This window comes from Pseudomonas sp. RC3H12, from assembly GCF_018596375.1.
Lineage (GTDB): Bacteria > Pseudomonadota > Gammaproteobacteria > Pseudomonadales > Pseudomonadaceae > Aquipseudomonas.
The window spans coordinates 5,632,803-5,648,621 of sequence record NZ_CP075595.1 but is presented as its reverse complement, the minus strand read 5'-3'; the positions used below and the strand labels follow the sequence as shown (position 1 = coordinate 5,648,621).

16 protein-coding genes are annotated in these 15,819 nt (G+C 65.2%); 10 read left to right on the top strand and 6 right to left on the bottom strand.

What is annotated here, in order from left to right; genetic code table 11:
• Nucleotides 1-93 precede the first annotated feature (93 nt).
• The 9 genes from KHO27_RS25605 to KHO27_RS25565 all read left to right on the top strand — a co-directional run bounded on the left by KHO27_RS25605 (nt 94) and on the right by KHO27_RS25565 (nt 8,479).
• Nucleotides 94-1,431, top strand: a complete 1,338-nt coding sequence (locus KHO27_RS25605; protein WP_214500964.1) for an MATE family efflux transporter — start codon at nt 94-96, stop codon at nt 1,429-1,431.
• A 124-nt stretch (nt 1,432-1,555) separates the two neighbouring features.
• Entirely contained in the window at nt 1,556-2,161 is a 606-nt protein-coding gene (locus KHO27_RS25600) for a CDP-alcohol phosphatidyltransferase family protein (protein WP_102684572.1), read from the top strand.
• Nucleotides 2,162-2,191: 30 nt separating this feature from the next.
• The gene (locus tag KHO27_RS25595) at nt 2,192-3,946 is read left to right on the top strand and encodes a bifunctional alpha/beta hydrolase/class I SAM-dependent methyltransferase (protein WP_214500963.1); all 1,755 of its coding nucleotides are present in this window, start codon (nt 2,192-2,194) and stop codon (nt 3,944-3,946) included.
• The gene (locus KHO27_RS25590) at nt 3,946-5,292 is read left to right on the top strand and encodes a phosphatase PAP2/dual specificity phosphatase family protein (RefSeq protein WP_214500962.1); all 1,347 of its coding nucleotides are present in this window, start codon (nt 3,946-3,948) and stop codon (nt 5,290-5,292) included. The genes KHO27_RS25595 and KHO27_RS25590 overlap by 1 nt, the downstream gene beginning before the upstream one ends.
• A complete protein-coding gene (locus KHO27_RS25585) occupies nt 5,289-5,708 on the top strand; it encodes a hypothetical protein (protein WP_214500961.1) in 420 nt (139 codons plus the stop codon). The genes KHO27_RS25590 and KHO27_RS25585 overlap by 4 nt, the downstream gene beginning before the upstream one ends.
• Before the next feature lie 6 nt (nt 5,709-5,714).
• Nucleotides 5,715-6,335 carry a lysophospholipid acyltransferase family protein gene (locus KHO27_RS25580; RefSeq protein ID WP_110704062.1) on the top strand — a complete coding sequence of 207 codons (621 nt, stop codon included), beginning with the start codon at nt 5,715-5,717 and terminating at the stop codon, nt 6,333-6,335.
• Nucleotide 6,336: 1 nt separating this feature from the next.
• Nucleotides 6,337-7,269 carry a phosphatidate cytidylyltransferase gene (locus KHO27_RS25575; protein WP_023631694.1) on the top strand — a complete coding sequence of 311 codons (933 nt, stop codon included), beginning with the start codon at nt 6,337-6,339 and terminating at the stop codon, nt 7,267-7,269.
• 10 nt (nt 7,270-7,279) lie between these two features.
• Nucleotides 7,280-8,038: an aminoglycoside adenylyltransferase family protein gene (locus tag KHO27_RS25570; protein WP_110704060.1), complete on the top strand. Its 759-nt coding sequence runs from the start codon at nt 7,280-7,282 to the stop codon at nt 8,036-8,038.
• 96 nt (nt 8,039-8,134) lie between these two features.
• Nucleotides 8,135-8,479: a cupin domain-containing protein gene (locus KHO27_RS25565; RefSeq protein ID WP_023631693.1), complete on the top strand. Its 345-nt coding sequence runs from the start codon at nt 8,135-8,137 to the stop codon at nt 8,477-8,479.
• Between the two features lie 20 nt (nt 8,480-8,499).
• On the opposite strand, the gene KHO27_RS25560 is transcribed toward KHO27_RS25565, so the two are convergent.
• The 3 genes from KHO27_RS25560 to KHO27_RS25550 form a co-directional block, all read right to left on the bottom strand.
• A complete protein-coding gene (locus KHO27_RS25560; protein WP_214500825.1) occupies nt 8,500-9,462 on the bottom strand; it encodes an IS110 family RNA-guided transposase in 963 nt (320 codons plus the stop codon).
• Between the two features lie 399 nt (nt 9,463-9,861).
• The gene (gene mmsB, locus KHO27_RS25555) at nt 9,862-10,752 is read right to left on the bottom strand and encodes a 3-hydroxyisobutyrate dehydrogenase (RefSeq protein WP_102684566.1); all 891 of its coding nucleotides are present in this window, start codon (nt 10,750-10,752) and stop codon (nt 9,862-9,864) included.
• Nucleotides 10,753-10,762: 10 nt separating this feature from the next.
• The gene (locus KHO27_RS25550) at nt 10,763-12,289 is read right to left on the bottom strand and encodes a CoA-acylating methylmalonate-semialdehyde dehydrogenase (RefSeq protein WP_102684567.1); all 1,527 of its coding nucleotides are present in this window, start codon (nt 12,287-12,289) and stop codon (nt 10,763-10,765) included.
• Between the two features lie 133 nt (nt 12,290-12,422).
• On the opposite strand from KHO27_RS25550, the gene KHO27_RS25545 reads away from it, so the two are divergent.
• The gene (locus tag KHO27_RS25545) at nt 12,423-13,373 is read left to right on the top strand and encodes a LysR family transcriptional regulator (protein WP_110704058.1); all 951 of its coding nucleotides are present in this window, start codon (nt 12,423-12,425) and stop codon (nt 13,371-13,373) included.
• Between the two features lie 40 nt (nt 13,374-13,413).
• Here KHO27_RS25545 and yfiB read toward each other — a convergent pair whose 3' ends face one another.
• Genes yfiB through yfiR form a run of 3 tightly spaced genes read right to left on the bottom strand, consistent with a single transcriptional unit; the run spans nt 13,414 to nt 15,761 of the window.
• Nucleotides 13,414-13,914 carry an outer membrane lipoprotein YfiB gene (yfiB, locus tag KHO27_RS25540; RefSeq protein ID WP_250888395.1) on the bottom strand — a complete coding sequence of 167 codons (501 nt, stop codon included), beginning with the start codon at nt 13,912-13,914 and terminating at the stop codon, nt 13,414-13,416.
• 3 nt (nt 13,915-13,917) lie between these two features.
• Nucleotides 13,918-15,189, bottom strand: coding sequence for a diguanylate cyclase DgcN/YfiN (dgcN, locus tag KHO27_RS25535; RefSeq protein WP_214500960.1), 1,272 nt, complete (start codon nt 15,187-15,189; stop codon nt 13,918-13,920).
• Nucleotides 15,186-15,761 (bottom strand): regulatory sequestration protein YfiR, encoded by a 576-nt coding sequence (gene yfiR, locus KHO27_RS25530; protein ID WP_214500959.1) that lies wholly within the window; start codon nt 15,759-15,761, stop codon nt 15,186-15,188. The genes dgcN and yfiR overlap by 4 nt, the downstream gene beginning before the upstream one ends.
• Between the last annotated feature and the right edge of the window lie 58 nt (nt 15,762-15,819).

Here is a 15,819-nt window from a genome sequence, read left to right as displayed (position 1 = left end):
GCCGGTACAATCCGTTCGGCAATCGCGGGGCAGTCCAAAGCGTGGGAGCGGGCTTGCCCCGCGATTGCCCTACTGCACCCCGCTGGAGCCCGCATGTCTTCACTGTCCACCGCCTGGCGCAACCGCCCCACCCACCACAAGGTCTGGGCCCTGGCCGCGCCGATGATCCTGTCCAACATCTCGGTGCCGCTGGTGGCGCTGGTCGACAGCACGGTGATCGGCCACCTGCCCCATGCCCATCAGTTGGGCGCGGTGGCCGTCGGCGCCACGCTGTTCACCTTCATGGTCGGCCTGCTGGGCTTCCTGCGCATGGGCTCCACCGGCTTCGCCGCCCAGGCCGCCGGCCGCGCCGACGGCGCCGCGCTGCGCCAGGTACTGGTGCAGGGGTTGCTGCTGGCGCTGGCTTTCGCCGTGCTGATCGGCCTGCTGGCCCTGCCCTTCAGCCAGCTTGCACTGCAGGCGATGCAGCCTAGCGAGGCGTTGCATGCCTCGACCGAAGCCTTCTTCCACACCCGCCTGCTCGGCCTGCCGGCAGCACTGGCCAGCTATGCCCTGGTCGGCTGGTTCCTCGGCACCCAGAACGCCCGGGCGCCACTGGCGATCCTGCTGACCACCAACCTGCTCAACATCGCCCTGAACCTGTGGTTCGTGCTTGGCCTGGACTGGGGGGTGGTCGGCTCGGCGCGGGCCTCGGTGATCGCCGAATGGAGCGCTGCCCTGCTCGGCCTGGCCCTCACCCGCCCGGCCTTGCGCGCCTACCCCGGGCAGGTCGTCTGGGCCGCGTTGAAACGCTGGCAGAGCTGGCGGCCGCTGCTGGCGGTCAACCGCGACATCTTCCTGCGCAGCCTAGCCCTGCAACTGGTGTTCCTGCTGCTCACCGTGCAGGGTGCGCGCCTGGGCGAGGCGACGGTGGCGGCCAATGCCCTGCTGCTCAATGGCCTGATGCTCACCGCCTATGCCCTCGATGGCCTGGCCCATGCGGTCGAGGCCCTGTGCGGCCATGCCATCGGCGCCCGTGACCGCAGTGCCCTGAAGCAGGCACTGGTGGTGGCCTGCGGCTGGTCACTGATCGTCAGCCTGGTGTTCGCCGTGCTGTTTTTGCTGGGCGGGCACCTGTTCATCGACCTGCAAACCGACATCGCCAGCGTGCGCGACGCGGCATATCCCTACCTGCCTTACCTGGCGGTGCTGCCATTGGTAGCCGTGTGGAGCTACCTGCTCGACGGCCTGTTCATCGGCGCGACGCGGGCCCGCGAGATGCGCAATGCGATGCTGCTGTCGGTGGCAGTTGCGCTGCCCCTGGCGCTTGCCATGCGCGGGTTCGGCAACCATGGGCTGTGGTGGGCGTTCCTCGGCTTCATGGTGCTGCGGGCAGTAACGCTGGGGTGGCTGGGGTGGCGTTTGCAGCAGCGCGACCGCTGGATTCCCTGAGAGCGGCGCCGCTTTGCAGCGCTGCGTCACGAAACCAGGAGAAAGCCCTCACCTGCCCCCTTGCCTGCGCCCGGCCTGATTCCCCACAATCGCGCCCATGCCGCACCATGACAGGGAATTCGCCGTGCCATCCATCTACCAGCTCAAACCCCGCTTCCAGGCGCTGCTGCGCCCTTCGGTGCAGCGCCTGTACGACCGTGGCGTCACCGCCAACCAAGTCACAGTCGCCGCCGCCGCGGTCTCCATCCTCCTTGGCCTGCTGCTCGCCTGGCAGCACCAGGTCTCCTGGCTGTTCATCCTGATACCGCTGTGGATGCTGCTGCGCATGGCGCTGAACGCGGTCGACGGCATGCTCGCCCGCGAGTTCGGCCAGCAGTCCAGGCTCGGCGCCTACCTCAATGAACTGTGCGACGTGATCGCCGACACCGCGCTGTACCTGCCGTTTGCCTTGCTGCCGGGCGTTTCGCCGACACTGGTGGTGCTGGTGGTGGTGTTCGCCGTGATCAGCGAATACGCCGGGGTAATGGGCCCGCTGGCTGGTGCGTCACGCCGCTACGACGGGCCGATGGGCAAGAGCGACCGGGCCTTCGCCTTCGGCGTGCTGGGCACCGGCGTGGCGTTCGGGCTGCTGGCCGCGAGCTGGATCAATGGCCTGTTGCTGGTGATCCTGCTGCTCTCGCTCTATACCCTGTACAACCGGGTTCGCCACGGCCTGGCCGAAACCCGCTGAGCCCCTCGCTGCCGGACAAGGATATTCGCCATGCGCCAAGCGCAATCGCTGCATTTCTGCACCCATGACGGCGTCGAGCTGCACTATCGTCACTGGCCCGCCACGCGCAACGAGCATCAACCACGCCGCGCCGTGGTGATGTTCCACCGCGGCCACGAGCACGGCGGGCGCATGGCCCACCTGGCCGACGAACTGAACATGCCCGGTTATGATTTCTTCGCCTGGGACGCCCGTGGTCATGGCCAATCGCCAGGAGCACGCGGCGACAGCCCGGGCTTCGCCACCAGCGTGCGCGACGTACAGACCTTCATCGAGCATCTTCAGGCCCGTCACGGCATCGCCGAGGCGGACATGGTAGTGCTGGCGCAAAGCGTCGGCGCGGTACTGATCGCCACCTGGGCCCACGACTATGCGCCCAGGGTGCGCTGCCTGGTGCTCGCCTCGCCGGCGTTCAAGGTCAAGCTCTACGTGCCCTTCGCCCGCCCCGGGCTGAAGCTGCTCAAGGCCCTGCGCGGCAACTTCTTCGTCAACAGCTACGTCAAGCCGCGCCTGTTGACCCATGACCCGGAGCGGGTCATGTCGTATGTCGCCGACCCGCTGATCAGCCGGCCCATTTCGGTCACCATGCTGCTGGGCCTGTATGACGCCGCCGACCGCGTGGTGGCCGACGCCCAGGCGATCCAGGTGCCGACGCAACTGCTGATCTCCGGCGCGGACCTGGTGGTCGAGCGCAAGCCGCAGGAGCAGTTCTTCGATCGCCTGGGCAGCGCACGCAAGGAAAAGCACATCCTGCCCGGCTTCTTCCACGATACCCTCGGCGAGCGCGACCGCGCCCACGCCCTGGCGCGGATCGAGCGCTTCATAGCGCACTGCTTCGACGCGCCGCCAGCGCGGCCGGCGTTGCTCGACGCCGACCGCAGCGGCGCCAGCTGCGCCGAGGCCGAGAGCCTGGCTGCGCCGTTGCCACGCCATTCGCCACGCGACCTCTACTGGCGCGCCACCCGTGCCGGCCTGCGGCTGGGCAAAGGCCTGTCCGAGGGGGTGAAACTGGGCTTCGACACCGGCTTCGACTCCGGCTCCACCCTCGACTACGTCTACCGCAATACGCCGACCGGCAAAGGCCGGTTGGGCGAGCTGGTCGACCGGAACTACCTGGACGCCATCGGCTGGCGCGGTATCCGCCAGCGCAAGCTGAACGTCGAGGAGCTGTTGCGCCTGGCCATCGCCCAGTTGCGCGAGCAACAGCGCCCGGTCCACATCGTCGATATCGCCGCCGGCCATGGCCGCTATATCCTCGAGGCCTTGCAAGGCCTGCAGCAACTGCCCGACTCGATCCTGCTGCGCGACTACAGCGAGTTGAACGTGCAACAGGGCAATGCACTGATCACCGAGAAGGACCTTGGCGAGATCGCCCGCTTCATCCAGGGTGATGCCTTCGATCGGCAAAGCCTGGCCAGCCTCACGCCGCGCCCCACCCTCGCGGTGGTCTCAGGGCTCTACGAGCTGTTCGCCAGCAACGAGCTGGTCGGCAATTCGCTGGCGGGCTTGGCCGATGCCGTCGAGGACGGCGGCTACCTGGTCTACACCGGCCAGCCCTGGCATCCGCAGCTGGAGATGATCGCCCGCGCCCTGACCAGCCACCGCGGCGGCCAGGCCTGGGTGATGCGCCGACGCAGCCAGGCAGAGATGGATCAGTTGGTCGAGGCCGCAGGGTTCCGCAAGATCACCCAGCGCATCGATGAATGGGGCATCTTCAGCGTCAGCCTGGCGCAGCGGGCGCGTTGATGGCCCGTGAAGCCGGGCTGATCCGCCGCGGCGTGCTCTGGCTGCTGTTGCTCGGGCCGTTGTTTTTCCTCAGCTATGGCCTGGCCAACACCTACACGGCCGGACGCGACGATATCGGCAGCCTGGTGTTCGCCTGGGAACGTCACATGCCGCTGTGGCCGTGGACGATCATCCCGTACTGGTCGATCGACCTGCTGTACGGGTTGTCGTTCCTGCTGCCGCGTACACGTCGCGAGATGGACCGACATGCCCTGGCATTGCTCACCGCACAGGTGATCTGCGTGGCCTGCTTCCTGCTCTGGCCGCTGCGCTTCACCTTCGAGCGCCCCGAGCTGTCGGGGTTGTTCGGCTGGCTGTTCGATGTGCTGATGGGCTTCGACAAGCCCTACAACCAGGCGCCTTCGCTGCATATCGCGCTGTTGGTGATCATCTGGACGATGTTTGCCCGCCATACACGGCATCCAGCCAGGCGCTGGCTGGTGCACGGCTGGATGGGGCTGATCGGGCTGTCGGTCCTGAGCACCTGGCAGCATCACTTCATCGATGTACCGACCGGGGCGTTGGCCGGGTTCGTCTGCCTGTGGCTGTGGCCGCAACAAGGGCCGCTGCCCTGGCAGCAGGCGCGCCTGGCACGCGACCCCAAACGCTGGCGGCTGGCGTTGCGTTATGGACTGGGCGCGCTGGTGCTGGCCGTGCTCGGCTTCAAGCTGGGACACACCGCCTTGTGGCTGCTCTGGCCTGGGTTTTCACTGCTGTTGGTAGCGTTGAACTATGCGCTGTTCGGGCCGCAAGGTTTCCAGAAAGGCAGCGATGGCCGGCTGTCGGTCGCGGCGACGGCATTGCTGGCGCCTTACCTGATTGGGGCCTGGATCAATTCAAGGCTGTGGACCTGGCGGCACCCGCAGGCGGATGAGGTGTGCGAGGGGGTGTACCTCGGGCGTGTGCCGGGCGCGGATGATGCGGTGCAGTTCCCGGTGGTGATCGACCTCAGCGCGGAGCTGGCCTGCGGGGTCCTCCTCGCGGGGCAAGCGCGCTCCCACGAGCAGACGCCACAGGCTTCGCAGTCCTACCTGAATCTGCCGTCACTGGACCTGGTCGCCCCTGACACGCAGACCTTGCAGCAAGCTGCCGAGGCTATCGAACACCTGCGCCGGCACGGCCCGGTACTGGTCTGCTGTGCGCTCGGCTACTCGCGCAGCGCCAGCGCGGTCGCCGCCTGGCTGGTGGTCAGCGGCCGCTGCAAGGCAATCGCGCATGCCGAAACACTGATGCGCCAGGCGCGACCCGGCGTGGTATTGCATCCAGCCCACCGCCAGGCCCTGCAGCCGTTGGAGACCCGGCCATGAACCTGCTCGTCGTCGCCAGCCTGCTCGCCCGTGGTCGCCAACTGGAGCGCTGGTCGGACGGCATCACCTTGCTGGCCCTGGCCTGCAGCCTGGTGCCCATGCTGGGCGCGCCGTTGCCAGCGCTGCCCCGAGTGTTCTGCGCAGCGTTGCTGGCGCTTGGCCTGGCACACAAGTACTGGGCCATACGCGTTGCCCTGGATGCCGAGCTGTTCGCCCGGCTCGCCAACTGCGACGACCTGCCCGCCGATACCCTGGCCCTGGACCGCGCCCTGTTCGAACTGCGCCTGAAACCGACCGCCGACGATCCACGCGGCTGGCCTGCACGCAGCGAGGCCGCCCTGGCCCTGCTGCGCCGTCAGGCCTTGTGCCTGGCCGCGCAGGTGCTGCTCGCCGTCACCCTCCCCTTCACCGGATAACCCCCGATGCTCGCCAGCCTGACTGCCTTCGTCATCACCTCCGCCGCCCGCCTGATCACCGGCGCCCGCGCCCTGTGGCTGGGCTGCACGCCGCAACCGGTGCAGCGCCTGTACTTCGCCAACCACAGCAGCCACGGCGACTTCGTGCTGCTCTGGGCCGCGCTGCCCGAGCCGCTGCGCCGCCGCACCCGGCCAGTGGCCGGCGCCGACTACTGGTGCAAGCCTGGCATCCGCGATTTCCTGATCCGCCAGGTGTTCAACGGCGTGCTGATCGATCGCCAGCAGGCCAGCGAGGGCAACCCGCTGCAACCGGTGCTGGACGCCTTCGCCCAGGGTGACTCGCTGATCTTCTTCCCGGAAGGCACCCGCAACCTCACCGACGACCCGCTGCTGTCTTTCAAGAGCGGCCTGTTCCACCTGGCCTCGGCCAACCCGCAGGTGGAGCTGGTGCCGGTGTGGATCGCCAACCTCAACCGGGTCATGCCCAAAGGACGGGCCCTCCCCCTGCCGCTGCTGTGCACCCTGAGTTTCGGCGAGCCGCTGCACCTGCAGCCGGACGAAGCCAAGCACGCCTTTCTCGAGCGGGCCCGCCAGGCCCTGCTGAACCTGGCCCCGAAGGAAGCCTGAGATGGATCACAACACCCTGTCGCTGTTCGCCGGTATCGGCGCCCTGCTGCTGCTCGCCAGCCTCGTCGGCCGCCTGCTCAAATGGCGTGCCGGCCCCGCGCCGCATGCGGTGATCGACAACCTCAACGCGCGCATCAATGCCTGGTGGGTGATGGTGCTGGTGATCGGCATCGCCTTCCTGTTCGGCAAGTACGGCGTCATCGTGCTGTTCTACGGCGTCTCGTTCTACGCCCTGCGCGAGTTCATGACCCTCACCCCGACCCGACGCAGCGACTACCCCGCCCTGGTGGCGGCGTTCTACGTAGCGTTGCCGGTGCAGTACCTGCTGATCGCCATGGACTGGTACGGCCTGTTCAGCATCTTCATCCCGGTATACCTGTTCCTGTTGCTGCCGATCCTCGCCAGCTTCGGCGGCGACACCACGCGCTTTCTCGAGCGCGCCTCGAAGGTGCAGTGGGGCCTGATGATCGCGGTGTACTGCGTGTCCTCGGTGCCGGCGCTGATGACCCTGGACATCCCCGGCTACGAAGGCCGCAACCTGCTGCTGATCGCCTGGCTGATCCTGGTGGTACAGATCAGCGACGTGCTGCAGTACGTCTGCGGCAAGCTGTTTGGCAAGCGCAAGGTGGCACCCAACCTGTCGCCGTCGAAGACCGTCGAAGGCCTGGCCGGCGGCGTGGCCTTGGCTACCCTGGTCGGCGCGCTGCTGTGCTGGATCACCCCGTTTACCTTCTGGCAGGCGGCGCTGATGGCGCTGACGGTCAATGCCATGGGCTTCTTCGGCGGGCTGGTGATGTCGGCGATCAAGCGCGACCGTGGAGTGAAGGACTGGGGCCACATGATCGAAGGCCACGGCGGCATGCTCGACCGCATGGACTCGGTGTGCTTCGCCGCGCCGGTGTTCTTCCACTTCGTGCGTTACTGGTGGGCGTGAGGCGCACATCATGATCGACGCTCAACTGCACGCAACCCAGGAGGTTCTCACCCGACACCTGGGCGAGCACCTGCTGTCCATCCATCTTTACGGGTCCGCAGTGGCCGGTGGCCTGAAGCCCGAGAGCGATCTGGACCTGCTGGTGACCGTGGCGAGCCCATTGGCCCCTGAGGCGCGCCATGCGCTGATGCTCGACCTGCTCGATGTCTCGGCCCCACCTGGCAGCCGCCCTGACCTGCGAGCACTCGAAGTGACGCTGCTGGTTCACGATGAGATTCATCCCTGGCGCTATCCTGCCCGGCGTGAACTGCAGTTCGGTGAATGGCTGCGCACGCCCTTGCTGGCAGGTGAAGTGGAGCCGGCACAGGTCGACCCCGACCTGGCCATTTTGCTGACAAAGGCCCGCCAACATAGTATTGGCCTGCTGGGGCCCAGCGCCGTTCAGTGGTTTGACCCCATTCCCCAGGAGGATCTGGTCAGAGCATTGCGTGACACCCTCGCGCAATGGAACAGCCCTGACGACTGGACCGGCGATGAGCGCACCGTGGTCCTGGCTCTGGCGCGTATCTGGTACAGCCTGGAAACTGGAGATATCGCAGCCAAGGACGTGGCCGCCGACTGGTTGCTGCCACGCCTGCCCCAGACTTATCGCCAAGTGTTGGCCAATGCGCGTGCCGCCTACCTGGGCGAGGCTGCCGAGCAGCTTGCAGCCTGGCCCGAACAGGTGGCGGCTTACGTTTATTACTGCAAGGCGCAGATGCCGGCATAGCGCAGGCAGGCAGTTGGACGTCGAGCCCAGGCAACTGCCCGTACGTCGATGGCCCTATGGTGACGCGTCATCTCACCTGTTACCTGGAGCCACGCCATGTCCGATTTCATCACCGTCCTGCGCGAAACCTGCCCGACCCCGGTGGTCGACGCGACCAAGTGGAAGCGCATCGGCGGCGATCCGCACACCGTCAACCTCAACGCCTACCTGTCCGCCGACGGCAGCAAGATCATGGGCACCTGGATCTGCACGCCGGGCAAGTTCGAGGTTAACTACGAGAAGTGGGAGTACTGCCATTTCCTCGATGGCTACTGCATCGTCACCCCGGAAGGCGAGGAGCCGAAGCATCTGAAGGCGGGGGATGTGTTCGTGATCGAGCCGGGGATGAAAGGGACCTGGGAAGTGGTCGAGACGGTGCGCAAGTACTTCGTGTTTGCCTGAAGCGGTAATCGTGGGAGATTCTATGGTTTGCAGCAAGCCAGTTTTCCACCTTTGGTGACATATTCGTCCTGATTTTTCATCAGGGCGAATGCCACCCGTGCAAGCTTTCTAGCCAGGATTACCAGCGCTTGTGTCGTTGCTTTACCGGCTTTCCGATACTGTTCGTAGACGTCTTTCCAAGCAGCCGATCGGCTCGCCGCCATGGCGGCGTTATGCAATAGACGCCTGATCTCCGAGCAGCCTCGTTTCGTCAGGCGGCGGCGTCCACTCTTCTGCCCTGAATCACTGACTCGTAGATCCATTCCCAGGAATGCAATATACGAGTCACTGCCTTTGAACTCGCCCCGCATAAAGGCCATCACCAATGCCGTAGCGGTGAGAAAACCAATGCCCTCTATTGCTTGGCAGCGGGCAACTTGTTCGTGCAGGCCAGCTTCTCGCAGCACCTCCTTAATCTTCTTTTGGATCAGCAGATCCAGCCGGTCTATGGATTTTACAAAGGTTTTGAAGGCGGCTTTCAACAAGGCTTCATTAGCCCAGCTCTGCGTCATTGCAGTGCGAGCAGTCACCAAGGCCGATCTACGTCGAAGAAGGCTCTGTAGCTTGCCGTAGACGGCGGGAGGAGGAGTCCAAGGGCGAAGGTCTTCCCCCTCGTTTTTCAAAAACCGGGACAGCAGCCGAGCATCAGAAGGATCCGTTTTTACTCGTCCACCCACGCTTTTCCGGTAGTTGCTCAGCTGGAATCCATCAATGACATACACCTCGAAGCCCAGGCTATGAGCCAGTTCAACCAGATCGAGGTGATAAACATTAGTCGCCTCAACAGCAATAGCCGTGTTGAGGGGCTGTCGCTTCAGCCATCTTTTGATTTCGAGTTTGGAGTTTTTCAGCCTGATGACCTCATCGCGATCATCGTGATGAATCACCAGTTCAGCTTTCGCGACATCCGCACCCACGATCAGCTTGCCAACCTGCATTGCCATGGGCGCTTCCTCACGTTATGGTTTTTGGGCTTGAAGGGGTTTCACCAAGAGGCGCTGGCTTGCTTCTATCGTCGCTTGCAAACGATGCATTCTTTATCGGCGCTTTGGTGGAAGGGGTGGGGCGATGTCTCCCACGGTCTGTACTGATGCGAACAGTCAGAATCGGGCATTTAGTCCCACCACCCCTTCAAGTCTAACCATACAAGCGGGCTTGCCCCGCGATGACGTCAGGCGGGACAACGCCGTCGCCTGATTTGAAGTCATCGCGGGGCAAGCCCGCTCCCACGATCCAAACGCCCGTTCTGCCGAAAAAAAAATCGCGAATCGCATGCTCTTCCCCCAAGGTGCGCAGTTACAAGGGGGAAGGCCATGCGATCCGCGATCAAGTCCACTCGCGGGTCAATCCTTCTTGCGGTACCCCTCGACGATCGCCGAGAAATCCTTGCCACCCTCGCCGCGCAGGCTCATGGCCTGGTACAGCTGCTGGGCCACGGCACCCAGGATCACCGGCTGGTGCGCCTGGCGCGCGGCCTCGGTGGCCAGCCCCAGGTCCTTGAGCATCAGCTCGGCGCCGAAGCCGCCGGTGTAGCCCCGTGAAGCCGGGGCAGTCTCGATGATGCCGGGCCACGGGTTGTAGGTGTCCGAACTCCAGCAACGTCCGGTCGAGCTGTTGATGATCCCGGCCAGCACCTTGGTGTCGATGCCCAGCGCATTGCCCAGGGCCATGGCCTCGGACACGCCGATCATCGAGATGCCCAGCAGCAGGTTGTTGCAGATCTTGGCGATCTGCCCGGTGCCGACTTCGCCGCAATGCACGATATTGCGGCCCATCTGCTCCAGCACCGGCTTGAGGGTGGCGAACAGCTCGGCGCTGGCGCCGACCATGAAGGTCAGGGTGCCGGCGGCTGCGCCACCGGTGCCGCCGGAGACCGGCGCATCACCCATGTCGATGCCCTTGGCCGCCGCGGCCTTGGAGACCTCACGGGCGGTCTGCGGATCGATGGTGCTGCAGTCCACGGTCGGAGTGCCGGGGTGAATGCCGGCCAGCACGCCGGTTTCTTCGTCCAGGTACACGCCACGCACATGAGCGGCAGCCGGCAGCATGGTGATCACCAGCTCGCTGTTGGCGGCGGCGTCCTTGGGCGAGGTGCTGACCTGACCGCCCAGCTCGGCGAGCTCGGCCAGCACGGTCTTGTTCAGGTCGAACAGGTTGAGCTGGTGCCCGGCCTTGATCAGGTTGCGGGCCATGGGCGCGCCCATGTTGCCCAGGCCAATGAATGCGATACGCATGACGAGCTCCTTAGCGCAGGCTGATGGTGGTGTTCACACCGTCATTGACGCTGTCATCGTCGAACCAGCGGGCGGTGACGGTCTTGGTCTGAGTGTAGAACTGCACCACCTGCTTGCCGTACGGGCCGAGGTCGCCGAGCTTGGAACCGCGGGAACCTGTGAAGCTGAAGAACGGCACCGGTACCGGGATCGGGATGTTGATGCCGACCTGGCCGATGTCGATCTCGCTCTGGAACTTGCGCGCCGCCGCGCCGCTCTGGGTGAACAGGCCGGTGCCATTGCCGAACGGGTTGGCGTTGACCAGGGCGATGGCCTCGTCGAGGGTGTCGACCTCCAGGGTCACCAGCACCGGGCCAAAGATTTCCTGGGTGTAGACCTGCATGTCGGTCTTCACCCCGGAGAACAGGGTCGGGCCGACGAAGTTGCCTTGCTCGTAGCCCGGCACCTTGACGTCACGGCCGTCCAGTTCGAGCTTGGCGCCTTCCTTGATGCCGCTCTCGATCAGGCCCAGCACGCGCTCCTTGGCGCGCTTTGAAACCACTGGGCCGACATCGGTGCCCGGCTCGTTGCCGGCGTTGACCTTGAGCTTGCTGGCCGCGTCCTTGATATCCGGCAGCCATTCGCGGGCCTTGCCCACCAGCACCGCCACCGAGGTGGCCATGCAGCGCTGGCCGGCCGCGCCGAAGGCGGCGCCGACAAGAGCGTTGATGGTCTGGGTACGGTTGGCGTCGGGCAGCACCACGGCGTGGTTCTTGGCGCCCATCATCGACTGCACGCGCTTGCCGTGCTGGCTGCCCAGGTTGTAGACGTGGGTGCCGACTTCGGTCGAGCCGACGAAAGAGATCGCCTTGATGTCCTGGTGGGTACAGATCGTGTCGACCACCTGCTTGCCACCGTGCACCACGTTGAGCACACCGGCGGGGATGCCAGCCTCCAGCGCCAGCTCGACCAGCATCATGGTCGACAGCGGGTCCTGCTCGGATGGCTTGAGCACGAAGGTGTTGCCGCAGACGATGGCCATCGGGAACATCCACAGCGGGATCATCGCCGGGAAGTTGAACGGGGTGATGCCGGCGCACACGCCGATCGGCTGGCGCAGGGTATAGGTGTCGACGCCGCCGGCGACGTTTTCGGCGAACTCACCCATCTGCAGGGTGCCGATGGAGGCGGCGTGCTCGACCACTTCCAGGCCGCGGAAGATATCGCCCTCGGCGTCGGCGATGGTCTTGCCCTGTTCGGCGCTGAGGGTCACGGCGATGCGCTTGCTGTGTTCGCGGATCAGCGCCTGCAGCTTGAGCATGATGCGCATGCGCGCGCCGATGGGAGTGTCGCGCCAGGTCTTGAAGGCACGCTCGGCAGCGGCTACCGCGGCGTTCACTTCCTCGACGGTAGCGAACGGCACCCGCGCCAGCACTTGCTGGGTGGCCGGGTTGACGATGTCACGCCACTCGGTGGTCTTCGACTCGACCCATTGGCCGTCGATCAGCAGCTTGACCTGCTCGACCTTGGTCTGGTCGGGCGTCTGGGGTGCGTTCATCTGCGCTCTCCTTGGAATTATTGTCGGAACGAGGACGCCTACGCCGGAGCGAACACGGGGTGGCGCTTAGGGGCTGAGTTCGAGTATAGATGTGCAAACATCCAACAAGAATGCACAAAAAAACCGGATCATCATGCAAAAAGACCTCACCTCCCTGAGCGCGCTGAACTGGGACGACCTCAAGTTCTTTCTTGAGGTAGCGCGCACCCGCAAGGCCAGCAGTGCGGCCAAGCGCCTGGCCGTGGACTACACCACGGTGTCGCGGCGCATCGGTTCACTGGAAGGGGCGCTGGGCACTTTGCTGTTCGAGAAGTCGCGGACCAACGGCTTCGTCCTCACCGCCGAAGGCCAGCGCCTGCTGGGCTATGCCGAGTCGATCGAGAGCACCCTGCACATGGCTTGCGAGCAAGTCTCGGGCTCGGGCGTGGCATTGTCGGGGCATGTGCGCATGGGCTGCACCGAAGGCTTCGGCAGCTTCTTCGTCACCCCGCAGTTGAGCCACTTCGTCGATGCCTGGCCGGCGATCTCGGTGGACATCCTGCCGTTGCCGCACTTCATCAGCCTGTCCAAGCGCGAAGCCGATATCGTCATCGCCCTGGAGCGCCCGGAACACGGTCCTTACGTGTGCTGCAAGCTGTGCGACTATCGCCTGCGCCTGTATGCCACCCAGGACTACCTGGATCTCCACGAGCCAATTCGAGAGATCGCCGACCTGGGGCGCCACCCGTTCATCAGCTACGTGGACGACCTGGCCTTCAGCTCGGAGTTGCTGTACCTGGCCAACTTGATCCCCAACGCCAACGCGCACCTGCGCAGCACCAGCGTGATCGCCCAGTACACAGCAGCGTTGCAGGGGCGTGGGCTGGCGATCCTGCCGTGCTTCCTGGCGGCGCAGGATCCACGCCTGGTGACGGTGCTGCCGAAGCAGATCGAGGTGACGCGGCAGTTCTGGATGTACTGCCGGGAGGACCTGCGCAAGTTGAAGCGGATCACCCTGCTGTGGGATTACATCCGTGAGGTGACCGAGGCCAATGCGCCGTTGTTGATGGGGGAGACGCGGGAGATGAAGTTCGCTCGGGATTGAGGGTAGGCATCATCGCGGGGCTTGCCCCGCGATGTCGGTATCACTCCGACCCCACCACGATCGACACGCGGCGATTCTCCATGCGCCCTGCGGCGGTACGGTTGTCCGCCACCGGCTGGCTGCTGCCCATGCCGCGGGTCTGGATGTTCTGCGGCTGCATGCCGATGCCGGCCAAAGCCTTGGCCACGCTCTGCGCGCGGCGCTCGGACAACTGCTGGTTGTAGGCGGCCTTGCCCGAGGCGTCGGCGTGGCCGTCGATGCGCACGCGCTGGATATCCACCGAAAGCAACGCCTTGCCGATGCGCTCGACGATCGACTCGCTCTGGCTGTTGAGGCTGTCCAGGTCGCTGCCGAACAGCACCTTGCCGGACAGGTCGAACGCCCAGCCGTCATCGGTCGGGGCGAAGCCCTCGCGCTTGAGCACGGCGACCTGTTCGGGTGTCAGCCCCTTGGGCGGCACGCTCTGGCAGCCGGTGAGGGCGAACAGCGCCAGCAGCAGGGTGAATAACGGGAAACGCAGTAGGGAAAAACGCTTGGTCACGGTTCAGCTCCTGTTCTTTGCATCGTTGGCACAGCGTTCCGTCTGTGCCACTTGCCAATGGCCGCGGCGATTGCGCTTGGCCTGGTACATCGCCGCATCGGCGGCATTGAGCAGACTGGCCGGGTCACGGCCGTCGTCCGGGTAATAGGCTATTCCCACGCTCAGCGACGTGGTGAGGCTGTTGCCGTCCTCCAGCTGCACCGGCAGCCTCATGCTGGCGACGATTTTCTCGGCGATGCGCTTGGCATCCTCACGCGAGTGCAGCGGCGTCAGCAGCACGGCGAACTCGTCACCGCCCAGGCGCGCCACCAGGTCATGCTCGCGCAGTTGCGCACGCACCCGGCTGGCCACGCTGATCAGCACTTGGTCACCCACCGCATGGCCGAGGCTGTCGTTGATCTGCTTGAAATGGTCGCTGTCGAGGAACAACAGGGCCAGGTGATCTTCCGTGCGTGCGGCGTTGCGCAGGCTGCGACTCAGCCGTCCTTCGAAGAAGGCGCGGTTGGGCAGGCCGGTCAGGCTGTCGTGGCTGGCCTGGTGGGCGAGGGTTTCGTTCTCGCTTTGCAGGTGGCTCTGCCACACCTCCAGCTCATCGAGCAGGGCATTGAAGTCGTTGCCCAGCTCGTTGAGCTCGGCGATCTGGGTTTCCGGCACGCGGCGGTCGAAACTGCGCTCGCGCCGCGCCGCATGGGCAACACTGGCCAGGTTGCGCAGGGGCCGGATGATGTCGCCGAACAGGCGCCGAGACAGGTACAGCGCCAGCACCGCACTGAGCACCGTGCACACCAGGATCCCGACCAGGCCGCTGAGCAGGAAGCGCACCAGGCTACCGCCCTGTCCGGTCAACTCGATATGCCCGACGCGCTGGCCCATGTGTTGCACCGGCATGTTGATCGGCTCTTCCAGCAGGCTGCGCGCCACCAGGGTCTGCAACTGCGCCATCACGCCGGGCGTATCACGCTGCCAATGGGCGAGCAGTTCGCCATCGTTGTCGTAGACCTTGGCGTCGGCGACTTCCTCGGTGGAGGCGATCAATGCCAGTGCTTCATTGGCCGCGGCACTGTCGTCGAACACCACCGCAGCTTCGACGGTGTAGTTGATGGAGCGGGCGATCAGGTGCAGGTTGTGATTGGCATAGACGCGCAACGCCGCCACGCCGAGCAGGGTCACCAGCACACCGGCCAAGCCTGCGGCGAGCAGCGCCACGCTCAGGTGACGACGGCCGAGCACGGCACGCAGGGTCGGCCGGCTGAAGCGCTTGGCTGAACGCTTCATGGCTGCCCTGCCCGCCGTCGCGACAGCTGCAGCACGCTGGGGTGGATGCGCACACCGCTGCGCGCTACCGAGTCGAGGTTGACGTCGAACGCCACCTGCTGGTCGCTGACCCGCAGGCAGAACAGGCTACCCACCGTGCACGGGTCATCGGCCTCGCTGATGCTCAGCAGCGGATGACCGTTGACCCGCTGGAACAGCCGCTCGCGCTCCAGCTTGTCGAGCTTGCCCAGATAGATGGCATCGCAGGCGCTGGCCACGCTCGGGTCGTCGGCCAGCAGACGACGCACCTGCAGGGGTTGCCCGGAGTTCTGCACGTTGCCCTTGATCAAGTCATCGGCGTACTCGGTGGGGCCGACCAGGCACAGGCGCAAGGGGTTGGGGTCGGCAGGCCAGCGTGCGTAGCTGAGGATCCCCAGTACCACCTGGGTCACGGCCCTGGCCCGTTGCTGCGCCTGCGCGTCCGACACGGCAGTGCCCGCCCAGGCGGGAGCGCCGGTCGACAACAGTGTGGCCATCAGCAGCGAGAGCGCACAACCCGTCACTCGTCTCAAGACCGAGACAGCCACAGTCATGGGGGAAAATCTCACAAAATGTTTGCGGATAATGCCGCAACGATAGCATATCGGCGGC

What these genes read in the sequence shown, in the direction of transcription:
- KHO27_RS25605 (WP_214500964.1), top strand. Translation starts at nt 94, where the DNA reads ATGTCTTCACTGTCCACCGCCTGGCGCAACCGCCCCACCCACCACAAG.
- KHO27_RS25595 (WP_214500963.1), top strand. Translation starts at nt 2,192, where the DNA reads ATGCGCCAAGCGCAATCGCTGCATTTCTGCACCCATGACGGCGTCGAG.
- KHO27_RS25590 (WP_214500962.1), top strand. Translation starts at nt 3,946, where the DNA reads ATGGCCCGTGAAGCCGGGCTGATCCGCCGCGGCGTGCTCTGGCTGCTG.
- KHO27_RS25585 (WP_214500961.1), top strand. Translation starts at nt 5,289, where the DNA reads ATGAACCTGCTCGTCGTCGCCAGCCTGCTCGCCCGTGGTCGCCAACTG.
- KHO27_RS25580 (WP_110704062.1), top strand. Translation starts at nt 5,715, where the DNA reads ATGCTCGCCAGCCTGACTGCCTTCGTCATCACCTCCGCCGCCCGCCTG.
- KHO27_RS25575 (WP_023631694.1), top strand. Translation starts at nt 6,337, where the DNA reads ATGGATCACAACACCCTGTCGCTGTTCGCCGGTATCGGCGCCCTGCTG.
- KHO27_RS25570 (WP_110704060.1), top strand. Translation starts at nt 7,280, where the DNA reads ATGATCGACGCTCAACTGCACGCAACCCAGGAGGTTCTCACCCGACAC.
- KHO27_RS25565 (WP_023631693.1), top strand. Translation starts at nt 8,135, where the DNA reads ATGTCCGATTTCATCACCGTCCTGCGCGAAACCTGCCCGACCCCGGTG.
- KHO27_RS25560 (WP_214500825.1), bottom strand. Translation starts at nt 9,462, where the DNA reads ATGGCAATGCAGGTTGGCAAGCTGATCGTGGGTGCGGATGTCGCGAAA.
- mmsB (WP_102684566.1), bottom strand. Translation starts at nt 10,752, where the DNA reads ATGCGTATCGCATTCATTGGCCTGGGCAACATGGGCGCGCCCATGGCC.
- KHO27_RS25550 (WP_102684567.1), bottom strand. Translation starts at nt 12,289, where the DNA reads ATGAACGCACCCCAGACGCCCGACCAGACCAAGGTCGAGCAGGTCAAG.
- KHO27_RS25545 (WP_110704058.1), top strand. Translation starts at nt 12,423, where the DNA reads ATGCAAAAAGACCTCACCTCCCTGAGCGCGCTGAACTGGGACGACCTC.
- dgcN (WP_214500960.1), bottom strand. Translation starts at nt 15,189, where the DNA reads ATGAAGCGTTCAGCCAAGCGCTTCAGCCGGCCGACCCTGCGTGCCGTG.
- yfiR (WP_214500959.1), bottom strand. Translation starts at nt 15,761, where the DNA reads ATGACTGTGGCTGTCTCGGTCTTGAGACGAGTGACGGGTTGTGCGCTC.